The 12,952-nt window shown below is 62.5% G+C and carries 12 protein-coding genes; 6 read left to right on the forward strand and 6 right to left on the reverse strand.

Annotated features, from left to right (window positions below):
- Positions 1-4: 4 nt before the first annotated feature.
- The gene (locus tag V3587_RS24000; RefSeq protein WP_050656908.1) at positions 5-1,057 is read right to left on the reverse strand and encodes an NrtA/SsuA/CpmA family ABC transporter substrate-binding protein; all 1,053 of its coding nucleotides are present in this window, start codon (positions 1,055-1,057) and stop codon (positions 5-7) included.
- 247 nt (positions 1,058-1,304) lie between these two features.
- Here V3587_RS24000 and V3587_RS24005 point away from each other — a divergent pair, with 247 nt between their 5' ends.
- The 4 genes from V3587_RS24005 (at position 1,305) to V3587_RS24020 (ending at position 4,753) form a co-directional block, all read left to right on the forward strand.
- Complete coding sequence (locus tag V3587_RS24005; protein WP_030537941.1) at positions 1,305-2,054, forward strand: IclR family transcriptional regulator; 750 nt, start codon at positions 1,305-1,307, stop codon at positions 2,052-2,054.
- 118 nt (positions 2,055-2,172) lie between these two features.
- The gene (locus V3587_RS24010) at positions 2,173-2,643 is read left to right on the forward strand and encodes an NfeD family protein (protein ID WP_064689121.1); all 471 of its coding nucleotides are present in this window, start codon (positions 2,173-2,175) and stop codon (positions 2,641-2,643) included.
- Positions 2,640-3,455 carry a slipin family protein gene (locus V3587_RS24015; RefSeq protein WP_050656912.1) on the forward strand — a complete coding sequence of 272 codons (816 nt, stop codon included), beginning with the start codon at positions 2,640-2,642 and terminating at the stop codon, positions 3,453-3,455. The genes V3587_RS24010 and V3587_RS24015 overlap by 4 nt, the downstream gene beginning before the upstream one ends.
- A gap of 59 nt (positions 3,456-3,514) precedes the next feature.
- Positions 3,515-4,753 (forward strand): HNH endonuclease signature motif containing protein, encoded by a 1,239-nt coding sequence (locus tag V3587_RS24020; RefSeq protein WP_283377381.1) that lies wholly within the window; start codon positions 3,515-3,517, stop codon positions 4,751-4,753.
- Positions 4,754-4,818: 65 nt separating this feature from the next.
- Here V3587_RS24020 and V3587_RS24025 read toward each other — a convergent pair whose 3' ends face one another.
- Positions 4,819-5,526, reverse strand: a complete 708-nt coding sequence (locus V3587_RS24025; RefSeq protein WP_283377382.1) for a pyridoxamine 5'-phosphate oxidase family protein — start codon at positions 5,524-5,526, stop codon at positions 4,819-4,821.
- A 97-nt stretch (positions 5,527-5,623) separates the two neighbouring features.
- On the opposite strand from V3587_RS24025, the gene pdxR reads away from it, so the two are divergent.
- Positions 5,624-7,009 (forward strand): MocR-like pyridoxine biosynthesis transcription factor PdxR, encoded by a 1,386-nt coding sequence (gene pdxR, locus V3587_RS24030; RefSeq protein ID WP_283377383.1) that lies wholly within the window; start codon positions 5,624-5,626, stop codon positions 7,007-7,009.
- A gap of 59 nt (positions 7,010-7,068) precedes the next feature.
- Positions 7,069-9,186: an NAD(P)/FAD-dependent oxidoreductase gene (locus V3587_RS24035; protein ID WP_283377384.1), complete on the forward strand. Its 2,118-nt coding sequence runs from the start codon at positions 7,069-7,071 to the stop codon at positions 9,184-9,186.
- 7 nt (positions 9,187-9,193) lie between these two features.
- Here the strand turns inward: V3587_RS24035 and V3587_RS24040 are convergent, their stop codons facing one another.
- The 4 genes from V3587_RS24040 to V3587_RS24055 all read right to left on the reverse strand — a co-directional run bounded on the left by V3587_RS24040 (position 9,194) and on the right by V3587_RS24055 (position 12,943).
- Entirely contained in the window at positions 9,194-10,252 is a 1,059-nt protein-coding gene (locus V3587_RS24040) for an isopenicillin N synthase family dioxygenase (protein WP_019746062.1), read from the reverse strand.
- A 144-nt stretch (positions 10,253-10,396) separates the two neighbouring features.
- Complete coding sequence (locus V3587_RS24045) at positions 10,397-11,500, reverse strand: inositol-3-phosphate synthase (protein WP_003945979.1); 1,104 nt, start codon at positions 11,498-11,500, stop codon at positions 10,397-10,399.
- Positions 11,493-12,056 (reverse strand): PadR family transcriptional regulator, encoded by a 564-nt coding sequence (locus V3587_RS24050; RefSeq protein ID WP_003946014.1) that lies wholly within the window; start codon positions 12,054-12,056, stop codon positions 11,493-11,495. The genes V3587_RS24045 and V3587_RS24050 overlap by 8 nt, the downstream gene beginning before the upstream one ends.
- Positions 12,057-12,172: 116 nt before the next feature.
- A complete protein-coding gene (locus V3587_RS24055; RefSeq protein ID WP_050656989.1) occupies positions 12,173-12,943 on the reverse strand; it encodes a DUF1707 SHOCT-like domain-containing protein in 771 nt (256 codons plus the stop codon).
- Between the last annotated feature and the right edge of the window lie 9 nt (positions 12,944-12,952).

Raw genomic sequence — 12,952 nt, forward strand, 5'->3', positions numbered from 1 at the left:
CGGGTCACTTCCCCTCGGTGGTGGGTGCTGCCGCTGCCGAACCTGCCACAGCACCCTGGAGGTCGAAGATCACGTCACTGCCCTTGATCGGCTGCTGGATCACCTTGTTGTCGGCGAACAACGTGGAGATCGATTCGAGGTCGGTAGCGTCGGCTGCAGTCGGGTAGCGGAAGTTGGTGATCTGGCCGCCCAGGGTGATCGCGTCGTCGAGTCGCTGTCCGGAGAGTGCGCGCGGACCGGTCTGTTCGAAGACGTTCTCGAATGCTGCCGGGTCGGCCTGCTGCTTCGCGGTGAGTTCCTGGGTGACCTCGAGGAACTTCTGGACCACTTCGGGATGCTCTTCGAGTACTACGGTGCGGCCGGCGATGATGGTGCTGTCCACGGAGTCGATGCTCGCCTCGGTTGCGATCTCGACCGCGCCCTTGGCCTTGGCCTCCTGATACGGAATCAGGAACGATGCCCACGCGTCGACCTGCCCGGTGGAGAACGCCGACGCCGCGTCAGCCTGTTGCAGCGGAACACGTTCGACGGAATCGATCGGCACTCCGGCCTGCGTCAGGGCCTTGAGCGTGATGTACTCGCCCTTGCCTGCAGGGTTGACGGCAATACGCTTGCCGGCCAGATCTGCGACGGTCTTGATGCCGGACTCCGGAGTGGCGATGATGCCGGCCTGGTCCTTGTTGTACGGGTCGGACGTGGCGAAGATGCGGACACCCACGTCCTTGGACAGTGCGCCGACGACGGGACTGTATGCGCCGGTTTGGATGTCGAGTTCACCGCTGTTGAAGAGTTTGAGGTTGGAGCTGAATCCCGGTGTGGTCTTGACCCATTCGATCTTTGCGCCCAGCGGTGCCAGAGCCTCGTCGTAGGTTCCGTCACGCTTGCCGACGGCGATGGCACCGGAGTTTCCGGGATCGAAGACTTTGAGCGTGAAGTCTGCGCTGGAATTGCCTGCGGCGCTGTCGGAATCGGAAGACCCACACGCCACCGCCAACCCGGCCAGCGGGATCATGGCGAGCGCAGCGGCAGCTCGTGGCAGTCGGCGGAAGCGGGACATGTATGTGGCTCCTTCAGGCGTTGAATCGTCAGAACTGACGACGATGACGCTATTGGGTGCCTGTCCGTTTTACCCCCGTTTGTTTTCTGGAGATTGGAAATCTTGACAACATCGGAAGTCTGTTCATCTGGGCTTTTGTAGGTCCACGTTTGGTTCCTTTCCATCTGATGGAAAGGATGGCCGGACTGCTGGGTCCGTGTTAGCGTCCGATTCTCAGGTCGATCAGGCCACAGCGAAAGGATCGTTCGTGACGGACGCACGCGGCGCGGGAGTTCAGACGGTAACCCGTGCCCTGACCATGCTCACATGTTTTCGCAGTGGCGAAGAACTGGGAGTCTCGGAAGTTGCGCGGCGACAAGAGCTTGCGGTCAGCACCACGCATCGATTGCTGCAGTCGCTCGTCGACGCGGGATTTCTCGAGAAGGACGACGCAACCAGTCGGTATCGCATCGGCGCGGCGCTGGCGGCTTACGGACAGGTCTCCTACCGGCAGCATCGGATCTATCTGTCCGAGCCCTATTTGGAGCAATTGGCCGCGACGACAGGAGCATCCGCTTCCCTGGCAGTGCGAAGCGGAAGTGAGGTGGTGTTGCTCGGATTCAGTCGGTGGCGCGAGGCCGACGGGCACGTGCTGCAGGGTGTCCGCCTTCCCTTGCATGCGAGCGCACTGGGGAAAGCCTTTCTGGCTTGGTCCGATGTCGACGATTCCGAGCTGGCTGCGCTGCCACGTGAAGCGACCACTCAGCGTGCGATCACCGATGTCGCCGGTATCCGCCGGGAACTGGAACTGACTCGTGAGCGAGGATACGGATTCAACGACGAGGAGTTGACCCCGGATTTCCGAACGATCGGAATTCCGATCATCGATGGATCCGGCACTGTGCGTTACGCTCTCGGGCTTCGTGGTCCGGTCGAGCTGATGATCGACGAACGGATTCCGTTCCTCGCGGATCTTGCCAAGGTGACTGCACGACAGATCGGTGAGGTCCTTCTCTGACGTGATGTGAAAGCGCTTGTGGCAGATCCGGCCGAACGTGATTACCGTTGAAGTCGAGGGCGCGATCGCACAATGGCTACGCGACGTGACCGCGTCCTCGCGAGCGTGGAGACGAGTGATGACGACGATCGGTGTCGTTGCCCTGTTGCTGGGCGTCCTGTTGATCGTGGTCGAGGCGCATGCCCCAACCGCGGGGGTGCTCGGTGCGCTTGGAGCACTCATGATCGGTGCCGGCGTGTGGATGCTCTTCACATCCGACGGTATCGGGCAATTGATCGCGATCCCGGTGACGGCGGGGGTCGCGGTAGTCGGCCTGGGCGTGGTGGCGGTAGCGAGTCGAAAAGCGCTTACCGCGCGCCGCGCTCCCGTGCGTACGGGGACGGAATCTCTTGTCGGCTCGGACGCGACCGTTCGCAGTTGGACCGGTGTGCAGGGTCAGGTCGAGCTCGACGGCGGATTATGGCGTGCTCGAATGGAATTCGGGTACGACGATTCTGTGCCCGCCGTGGGCGAATCCGTCGTCGTAGAGCAGGTTCGAGGCCTGACTCTGAAAGTGCGCCGTCGTGAACCGTGGGAGCTGCCGCTATGACCACCGTGCTTGTCGTGTTGTCCGTGTTTGTCGTGCTGATTGCAGTCCTTGTGGGCATGTCGGTGAGAGTTCTGCGCGAGTACGAGCGCGCGGTGGTGTTCCGCCTCGGTCGACTGATCACCTTGAAGGGTCCTGGTCTGGTGATTCTGGTGCCGGCGATCGATCGTATGGAGCGGGTCAGTCTGCGAACCGTCACGCTGAAAATACCGGTCCAAGAAGTGATTACCCGCGACAATGTTCCTGTGAAGGTCACCGCCGTCACGTACTTTCGGGTCGTCGACGCTGACCGTTCGATAGTCGAAGTCGAGGATTTTCTGGCCGCCACCTCACAGATCGCCCAGACCACACTGCGCTCCATCCTCGGTAAAGCTGAGCTGGACTCGCTGCTATCCGAACGTGAACGCCTCAACGAGGATCTGCAGAAAGTCATCGACCAGCAGACCGAACCGTGGGGAGTCAAGGTCACGACCGTCGAGATCAAGGACGTCGAGATTCCGGCCAACATGCAGCGCGCCATCGCCAGGCAAGCAGAGGCCGAACGAGAGCGGCGAGCCAAGATCATCAACGCCGACGCCGAGTTTCAGGCTTCGGCCAAGCTCGCCGAGGCGGCCGAGGTGATCAGCCGCAATCCGACCACCCTGCAGTTGCGTTATCTACAGACGCTTCACGAGATCGGTAGTGAGAACAACTCCACCGTTGTCTTCCCCTTGCCGCTGGATCTTGTCCGGCCCTTTATCGGTGGCGGAGTTGCGGCAACTCCCGCGACCCAAGAACCTGCCCGTTTCGTCTGGAATGCGAAAGTTGTTGATTAGCATCCAGTTTCGGTTCTCCATCCCTTGTATTCGAAACTTTGTTCGATTAAACTTTGAGCATGGACAGTCGGGAAGCGTGGCAACTGGATGGCGAGGACCTCAAGGGTGAGGTTCTGGATCTGGTGCGCGCCCGGCACGAGTTGCAGTCGCGGATGGTGTTGCTGATCGTGGAGATGTTTTCCCGGGACGTTCTCGGTGGGAAGGGTTTTCGGGCGATCGCGCAGTGGTTGCATGGTTCGACGAATCTGGAGATCGGTGAGTGCAGTCTGCTGGTCGGGTTGGCGCGGTTGTTGATGCTCGAACCGGTTGTCGGCGATGCGTTTCACCGCGGTGACGTGGATGCGTTGAAAGCCCGTCAGGTGGCGTCGTTTTGTCAGCATCCACCCAAGAACATGACCCTGGCGGATGTGGACAAGGCCCGCGGGATCTTGCTTGGCCTGGCGTCGAAGAACATTGCCGATTGTGATGCGGTGCGGGCGGCGATCCGGCGGATCGAGAAGCAGTACGGCAAACGCGAGGACGGCGTTCCGGTGGGTGAGGATTCGGAGCGTAACGAGTTCTACGCCTCGAAAGGGTTGTACGGGCGCGTGTCGGTGAAGGGTGACTTGGATGCTGTGAACGGGGCCCGTCTGATCACGTTGTTGTCGAGCCTGTCTGCGCCGATACCGGAGAAGGACGGCGTGAAGGACACGCGTACGCCGGCATTACGACGGGCGGACGGGTTCTGCGAACTACTGCGGCGGTACGAGCGGGCGGGGTTGGGTCCGATCGAGGGCGGGGTGAAACCGCACATCACGGTGACTGCGTCCGCAAAAGACATGACGGATCTGCAGGCTTTGAAAGACCTCCTGCCGTCGACGGAGGAACTCGGGTTTGCGTGGGCGGATTGGGTGGGCCCGATCAGTATCGATACTGCGCGGATGTTGGCGTGCGACTGCACCGTGACGCGGATCTTGTTGGACGAGAACGGTGTTCCGCTCGACTGCGGTAAGGAAGCGAGAACGGCGACGGTTCCGCAGCGGCGGGCGTTGGCGGTTCGGGATGGCGGGTGTGCGTTTCCGGGGTGCGGGACGCCGTCGGGGTGGTGCGATGCTCATCATATTGTTCACTGGAACGATGGTGGCCCAACAGATCTCGACAATCTGATCTTGTTGTGCGGTCATCATCATCGGACACTGCACCACACCGAATGGCGGGTGGAGATCGGCCCGGATCGCAAAACGGTGTTCTACCCGCCGATGTCTGTTGATCCGTATCAACATCCGATCGGCGGGAACAGCCCACCCACAGCAGCCTGAACGGGCGCAACTGAATACGTACACACCGGGGCTTAGCCATGCCCCGGTGTGTACGGCGTGTGCGGTCAGAGCATCGTCGAGATATGGTCCGGCAGCGCGACACCGGAGTCGAGATCCTCGGACGGGATCGGTTCACCGAAGTGCGTAGTTGCGGGAACTACTCCAGCCCAAACGGTTTCGATACCGATGTCGACGGCATCGTCACCGGGGCCGCCGGTGCGAGCCTTGACGGAAGCCTCGTACAACGGCAGCGCAAGAACGATGGTTGCCGCCATTTCCTTGCGCGTGTGATCCCGCAAGTGTTGGGAACGTCCGGGAACCACCTGGTCGACGATCAGATTCAAAGCCTTCACGCGTTCGTCGCCGTCGGTCACGACTCGAGGTGATCCGATGATGACGCCGCTGCGGTAGTTCATCGAGTGGTGGAAGCCCGACCGAGCCAACACGAGCCCGTCGAGGATCGTGATGGTGATGCAGATTTCGCTGTCGGGAGCCAAGCTCCGTGAAGCGACTGAACCGTGAACATAAATAGATCCGCCGCGGTCGGGGCCGTCGAGGTCGAACCCGTAGGCGGTGGGAAACACCATGGGAACTCCGCCGACGGTCACACCCATGTGGCACAGCTTCGCGGACTGCAAGACGTCGACGAGTGCCGCGCGTTCTGCGACGCCGTGGTGGCGGGCGCGCTTGTGCGTCGTACGTGCTGTCGGGGACAGCGGAACAGGTGCAGTGGGGGCAGGAGCAGGGGCAGCAAAGACAACGGAATCTGTCATGCAGACAATGCTGGTGGCAAAGTGGCTTCAAGTCATGGTCCAATCAGTGGAGACTTCGATAGGCCACTTCGATTTGCCACTTCCGGGAGGATTCCGAATGTTTCTGCCTTCGGCGGTAGCCGTCGTCCTCGACCGGACAGATCGGCGGGCGCTCCCGATCCAGATTGCCGACCACCTCAGAGCTGATATCCGCAGTGGTAAGGCGGCAGTGGGTCTGAGGTTACCCAGTTCCCGGAAGCTGGCGGCGGAACTCGAGGTGGCGCGGGGCGTCGTGGAACGGGCGTATGAGCAGTTGATCGCCGAGGGTTGGCTTGTCGCTGTGCACGGCTCAGGCACCTTCATTGCCGAGGCGCCCTCCCCCATGGTCACTCCCACGACTACACCGAAGAATGCCGCCGACAAGATGTCGCCCAGGGTGCAGCTCCGGCCGGGCGTGCCGTGGACGCCGCCGCGTGCATCGGCAGCGTGGCGGCGGGCGTGGCGTGACGTCGGGTCCAAACCGCCACCTTTCGAGGATCCCGATCCTGCGGGTGACTACGAATTGCGTTCGGCACTATCGGAATTGCTGGCAAGAGCCCGCGGAATGTCGGTTGAACCCGAGAGAATCCTGATCACCTCAGGTGCCACGCATGGTCTCGGCCTCGCCCTGTCGGCTCTGCGTACCCGTGGTGCTGTTCTGGCGATGGAAGATCCCGGATACCGGTATGCGTCCTCGGCCGCTACAGCCTGTGGATGGTCGCTGCTCGACGTGCCCGTCGACGCTCATGGTCTCTGTGTCGACCAACTCGAAACTGCGTCGGAGAGCGTCCGTGGCGTGTATGTGACACCGTCCCATCAGTATCCGACGGGTGGGCTGCTTCCGGTAGGTCGGCGCAACCAGTTGATCGAGTTCGCCCGCGTCCGCGACGTCGTCCTGTTCGAGGACGACTACGACTCCGAATTCCGTTACGACGTAGCGCCTTTGCCTGCGCTTGCCCAGTTGGCTCCTGATCGGGTGGTGTATCTCGGAACAGTTGCCAAGACGCTCGGCGCCGGAATTCGATTGGGCTGGTTGGTGGCTCCCCTCGACCTGGTCGACCGCATAGCAGTACACCGCCAGCGAATCGGCGACTTCCCGTCGGTTCCGCTGCAGCAAGCACTCCTGTCCCTGCTCCGTGACGGCGAATGGGATCGAGCGGTACGTACCGCCCGGCGCAGGTACCGGGAGCGCGATCGGGCGGTCGAGGATGCGCTGTCATCGTTCGGTGAACTGCGGGGTCTCGGCGCCGGCATGCACACGACGCTCATGCTCGACGCGGATCTGGCAGCGACCGTCGCTCGCGAGGCACTTGAACACGGCGTCGAAGTGCCCACCCTGGTCGAGTCCACCCGAACGCACGGAGACCCTGGCGGATTGGTCATCGGCTACGGACGGGTGGAATCCGCGGACCTCGAATATGCGCTCGAGGTGATAGCCGAGTGCCTCGCACGTCACAGCGCGTGAAGTCTCGTTGATCGGGAGTGCGGCAACGGATGGGCGTGGTCCGGTTCTAGCGTCTGCTCGTGACGATCCGAAGCCAGACCTTTCCGCACCTGCTCGCACCAGGCACCATCGGCCCGATGACCGTGCCCAATCGCGTGGTTCTCCCTGCGATGGACATGAACCTGTGTGAAGACGGGGAAATCGAAAAGGGCGACATCGACCACTTCGTGGCGCGTGCAGCTGGTGGAACGGGTCTGATCATCACCGGTTGCTGCGCTGTTGCGTATCCGCTGGGCTGCACCAGCCGCAAGGAACCGGGGCTTTCGGAAGACCGGTTCATCCCCGGTCTCAAGGCGTTGGCCGACGCAGTCCACGACGCAGGCAGCAAGCTCTGTGTGCAGATGACACACCACGGCAAGGTGGCGCGCATCGATACCCTCGACGGCCGACCGCAGTTGGTCCCGTCCACGCCGAAGCCGCCGGGTGACATGAGCGCGATGGCCGATTGCACGCCCGAAGAACTGGGCAAGATGGCTGCCATCAACGAGGGCAAGAGGGCTATGTACCACGAGGCAACCGAGGAAGATCTTGATTGGCTGGTCCGCATGTTCGCCGAGGCTGCCGGACGGGTGAAGGCGGCGGGCGGCGACGCCGTCGAGATTCACTGTGCCCACAACTACGTCCTCGGAGCGTTCCTGAGTCGGTACACGAATCAGCGCAGCGACGAGTACGGAGGTTCCATGGAGAACCGTGCTCGCCTCGCTTGTGAGGTCATTCGGGCGGTCAAGGAGGAGGTCGGTGGTGCGCTTGCCGTCATCGTGCGTCTGGCCGGTCAAGAGTACGGCGAAACCGACGGGCTGACGGTCGACGAGGCTGCTGCGGCCGCGAAGATGTTCGAAGAGGCCGGAGCTGACGCCATTCATGTCACCGGTACCGCGCTGAATGCTTTTGCCAACTTCACCGACGGACCACTGCCCGACAAGGTCGGCTATTACACCGACAATGCAACGCGAATCAAGCAGGCGATATCGATCCCCGTGATCACCGTCGGACGTATGCTCCCCGGGGTCGGCGAGAAGATGATCGCGGAAGGTCGCACGGACTTCGCCGCAATGGGCCGCCAGCTCCTGGCCGATCCACAGTTGGTGAATAAACTCAAAGACGGTGTACCCGAGCGGGTTCGGCCTTGCATCAATTGCTACGTCTGCGTGCAGGAGAACTTCTGGGACGAGACCCCGCTGTGCGCGGTGAACCCTGCCCTGGGCAACGAAGCGCTTCTCCCCTTCGTTCGGACCAGCACTCCGAAACACATTGTTGTGGTCGGAGCGGGCCCCGGTGGTCTCGAAACGGCTCGCGTGTCCGCTGAACGTGGGCACCGAGTCACGGTGTTGGACAAATCCGATCGCCTCGGCGGCACCCTGTGGTTCTCGAGCCTCACTACCCCGGACAACGGGCGTCTGCTCAGCTGGTTGAAAGTGGAAATCGAGCGTCTCGGTGTCGATGTTCGACTGAAGACCGAAGCCTCGGTTGCCTCGATCCGGGCACTGAACCCCGACGCCGTAGTCGTGGCCACCGGTGCGGTTCGTGAGCGGCCTAGCGTTCCGGGCGGTGATCTCCCGCACGTGCACACCGGTGATTCGTTGCGCGCGTTGATGACCGGAGCTGGAGACGTCTCACAGGTACCGCCGTTCCTGCGGACGATGGCCAAGTTGGGCAAGCTGTCCGGTATTACCAAGAGCCCCGCGGCGATCCGAGCTGTGACCCGCAAGTTCCTGCCCATGGGTAAAGACGTTGTCGTGATCGGTGGTTCGCTTGTCGGACTCGAGCTTGCGGAGTTCCTGGCCGAGCGAGGTCGCAATGTGACGCTGATCGAAGAAGGCCAGCAGTTGGGTATTCCGATGGCGATGCCGCGCCGCTGGACGGCGGTGCGCCACGCCAAGCATGTCGGTGTGGACATTCACCGCAATTCAACGGTGCAGCGAATCACCAAGGAGCACGTCGAATTCCGTTCCGGTGACAAGACACGGACCGCTCCAGCCGACATGGTTGTCGTCGCGTCGGGAGTGTCGGCGCAGGCGCCACTGGCCGATTCTCTGATCGGCGTCGTGTCCGACGTACATGTGGTCGGTGACGCGGTGAACGTCGACTACATCGAGGGCGCGATGCACACGGCGTGGAAAGTCGCGATGGATCTGTAGTTCAGCATCAGGTAGCGCTTTGTGCCGCAACGATGTCCGGCCACCAGCGGGCCGCGACATCGGGGTGCGCACGTAGTCGACTCTTGAGGGCATTCGCCCCGTAGGAATCGTGTATCGGGTTGTTCGCGTCCACGGTGACGCCGGTGGCGCGCGCCGCCAGCTCGGGCGGTAGGTCGAACTCCGGGATCTGCGCTGCGTAGTTCGGGTTGAAGAAGAACGGCACCGAGATACGTTCGCCGTCGCCCTCGGGTGAAACTACCCGGTGCACAGTCGCTTTCAAGTATCCGCCGGTAGCGACCTCGAGCAGTTCGCCGATGTTGACCACCAGCGCCCCGTCGATCGGCGGCGCGTCGATCCAGTCGCCGTCGTGCTCGACCTGCAGACCGCCCTTGCCCGGTTCGACATAGAGCAGAGTCAGCACACCCGCGTCCTTGTGTCCGCCGACGCCCTGGGAGCCGGCACCTTTCGGGCGGCCCGGGTAACGCACCACCTTGATGAGGATCGACGGATCGTGAGCGAACGCGTCGTCGAAAATGTTCGCATCCTGGCCCAGGGCTACCGCCCATTCGCGTAAGAGGCTCAGTGCGATCGAGGTGAGCGTGTCGTTCCACTCGGTGATGACGTCGCGAAGTTCGGGAAGGGCGTCGGGCCACTGGTTGGGGCCCTGCAGGATCTCCCAGGCCGGTGAGGTGTCGGTGCGCTCGGCCGCGGGCTGTTCGGCCCCGATGTCGATCTGCTCGCGCCAGTCCTGCTTGCCTTCGGTCAGTTCGCCGCCGAGCCGGGTGTACCCACGGAAGTGCGGGCTGCGGACGTTCTCGATCGCGAGCTTCTCGGCAGTCGGCAGCGCGAAGAACTCGCGGGCGACGGCGAGGAGGCGGCGCTGCAGTTCGTCGGGAATTCCGTGGCCGACCAGGTAGAAGAATCCGACCTCGTGGGTGGCCTCGCGGAGCTGAGTGCGGAACTGCTCGGCGGTGTCGGGGTTCTGCGCAAGCGACAGATCGAGCACTGGCAGCGACGTAATCGACATGGGGTCCTCGATCCGTGTGATGGTTCTGATGTCCATCATTCCACGCTGAGCGGCACCCGGACCCGCACGGCAATTCGGCAGCCGCAGGCGTGATTACCCGCGCGGATGCGGAAACACCCTGCGGATAACAGAATCGGGGCCTTGCGCCGTTGGCGCAAGACCCCGAATCAGCGTGAACCTAAATCAGGCCTCGTCGGCTCCGATGATGAAGGCTTCGAGCTCGATGCGAGCCTTGTCGTCGGCCATCTGGACCGGCGGGGACTTCATCAGGTAAGCGGAAGCCGGGTAAACCGGTCCACCGATGCCGCGGTCCTTGGCGATCTTGGCTGCGCGGACGGCGTCGATGATGATGCCGGCAGAGTTGGGCGAATCCCAGACCTCGAGCTTGTACTCCAGGTTCAGGGGAGCGTCACCGAAGGCGCGGCCTTCGAGGCGGACGTATGCCCACTTGCGGTCGTCGAGCCACTCCACGTAGTCCGAGGGACCGATGTGGACGTTGCGGTCGTGAACCTTGCCGGCAAGTGCGCCGGTCAGGTTGGACGTCACGGCCTGGGTCTTGGAAACCTTCTTGGACTCCAGGCGATCACGCTCGAGCATGTTCTTGAAGTCCATGTTTCCACCGACGTTGAGCTGGTAGGTGCGGTCCAGCACGACGCCGCGGTCTTCGAACAGCTTCGCCATCACGCGGTGTGTGATGGTGGCGCCGACCTGGCTCTTGATGTCGTCGCCGACGATCGGGACGCCGGCGTCCTTGAACTTGGCAGCCCACTCCGGGTCGGAAGCGATGAAGACGGGCAGAGCGTTGACGAATGCAACGCCTGCGTCGATCGCGCACTGTGCGTAGAACTTGTCAGCGTCGTCGGAACCGACGGGCAGGTAGGAGACGAGGACGTCGACCTGAGCGTCCTTGAGTGCCTTGACGACGTCGACGGGCTCGGCGTCGGACAGCTCGATGGTCTCGGCGTAGTACTTGCCGATGCCGTCGAGGGTCGGGCCACGCTGAACGGGAACGTCCAGGGGCGGGACGTCGGCGATCTTGATGGTGTTGTTCTCGCTCGCGAGGATCGCCTCGGAGAGGTCGAAGCCGACCTTCTTGGCGTCGACGTCGAACGCAGCGACGAACTGCACGTCGCGGACGTGGTACTTACCGAACTTGACGTGCATGAGGCCGGGGACCGTCTGGGTCTCGTCGGCATCCTTGTAGTAGTGGACGCCCTGAACCAGGGACGAGGCGCAGTTACCCACGCCCACAATGGCTACGCGCACCGCGGTGCTGTTCTCACCCATGGTCGGGTTCTCCTTCTTTCCGGGATGTTCCTGTTGTCGATTGCTCGGCTGCGATCAATTCGTTGAGCCAACGCACTTCGCGTTCACTCGATTCGAGTCCGAGCTGATGGAGCTGACGGGTATAGCGGTCCAGCGATCCGCTGGCCCGACCGACGGCCTCGCGGAGCCCCTCACGGCGCTCCTCGACCTGACGTCGCCTGCCTTCGAGGATCCGCATCCGCGCTTCTGCGGGGGTGCGGCTGAAGAAGGCGAGGTGAACGCCGAAACCGTCGTCGGTGTAGTTCTGCGGCCCGGTGTCGGCGACCAGTTCGGTGAACCGTTGCCGACCTTCCGGAGTGAGCTGGTAGACGCGACGCGCCCGACGCTTGAGCGTGCCGGTGGCAGTGTCGACGTCTTCCGAGATCAATCCGTCGGCTTGCATGCGCCGCAGTGCCGGGTACAGCGATCCGTACGAGAACGCGCGGAATGCGCCGAGCAGACCAGTGAGCCGCTTACGCAGCTCGTATCCGTGCATCGGTGACTCGAGGAGCAGCCCGAGGATTGCGAGTTCGAGCAACTGACAAACCTCCCGAGTCGTTGAACCTAACCGCTTGATGCGATAACCAACTATATCGCGCCGATATATAAAACCACACTGCGGCCCGATACGTGTACCAAGGTGTCACGGCTAGATCAGGGGGTGAACGGGTAGATCGACATGATTTCCCCGTCGAGGCCAGCGGTCAGGTACCCGCTCTCGTCGAGGTCGTTGCCGACGTGAATCTGGATGGTCGGAACATTTTCGGTGCTATCGACAGAGACGTACCGAGTGGTCGGATTTTGCACCGACGTCGTTGTTCCGGCGCCGTCGAGCAGGGCGATCACGATGCGAGGATCGAGCTGTCTGACGTCGATCTGTGTCACGTCGGGTTCGCGTGATCCTCCTGAAGTCGTGTCCTCGAGGTCGCCTCGGTAGTAGCTGTCCAGGCTCTTGCGCGGCGCGGCAGGATCGGCGCGCGTTACGCGTGCATAAGTGGGATAGATGGTCATCTCGTCGACCAGTCCGCTGCCGTACTCCGTTTCGATGGCATGGAACATCGCCCCCAGGCCGTCGACGGTGTGTAACTGTGGCTCGGGGCTCGAGAAGATCGTGACGTCGGACGCGGCGTATTTGATTCCGAAACCGACAGCCGAGACCAGTGACAGCGCGATGATCACAACGGCGATCCAACGCGTGTCGAGCGAAGGTTCTTTCCGAAGAATGGGTAGGGACGCCTCGGTCTGCAGATCGGACGTCAAATCTTCGAGATCGCCGAGAGTGACTGCCACCGCGGCGAGTTCGGTCAATTCGTCGTGCTCGGTCGCCGTGAGTTGTCCGTCGGCGAAGGCGGAGTCCAGCACTGCGCAGGTAGCCTCGCGATCGGCATTGCGAGCGCGGGTGGTCCTGGTCAGATCGTTCGGCATGTCCGGGGC

It is taken from the genome of Rhodococcus sp. IEGM 1306, from assembly GCF_036541985.1.
Classification (GTDB): Bacteria; Actinomycetota; Actinomycetes; order Mycobacteriales; family Mycobacteriaceae; genus Rhodococcus_F; species Rhodococcus_F qingshengii.

Coding starts and splice junctions, on each gene's coding strand:
- V3587_RS24025 (WP_283377382.1), bottom strand. CDS start 5,526: ATGACAGATTCCGTTGTCTTTGCTGCCCCTGCTCCTGCCCCCACTGCA.
- V3587_RS24045 (WP_003945979.1), bottom strand. CDS start 11,500: ATGGGTGAGAACAGCACCGCGGTGCGCGTAGCCATTGTGGGCGTGGGT.
- V3587_RS24010 (WP_064689121.1), top strand. CDS start 2,173: ATGACGACGATCGGTGTCGTTGCCCTGTTGCTGGGCGTCCTGTTGATC.
- V3587_RS24040 (WP_019746062.1), bottom strand. CDS start 10,252: ATGATGGACATCAGAACCATCACACGGATCGAGGACCCCATGTCGATT.
- V3587_RS24000 (WP_050656908.1), bottom strand. CDS start 1,057: ATGTCCCGCTTCCGCCGACTGCCACGAGCTGCCGCTGCGCTCGCCATG.
- V3587_RS24015 (WP_050656912.1), top strand. CDS start 2,640: ATGACCACCGTGCTTGTCGTGTTGTCCGTGTTTGTCGTGCTGATTGCA.
- V3587_RS24020 (WP_283377381.1), top strand. CDS start 3,515: ATGGACAGTCGGGAAGCGTGGCAACTGGATGGCGAGGACCTCAAGGGT.
- V3587_RS24055 (WP_050656989.1), bottom strand. CDS start 12,943: ATGCCGAACGATCTGACCAGGACCACCCGCGCTCGCAATGCCGATCGC.
- pdxR (WP_283377383.1), top strand. CDS start 5,624: ATGTTTCTGCCTTCGGCGGTAGCCGTCGTCCTCGACCGGACAGATCGG.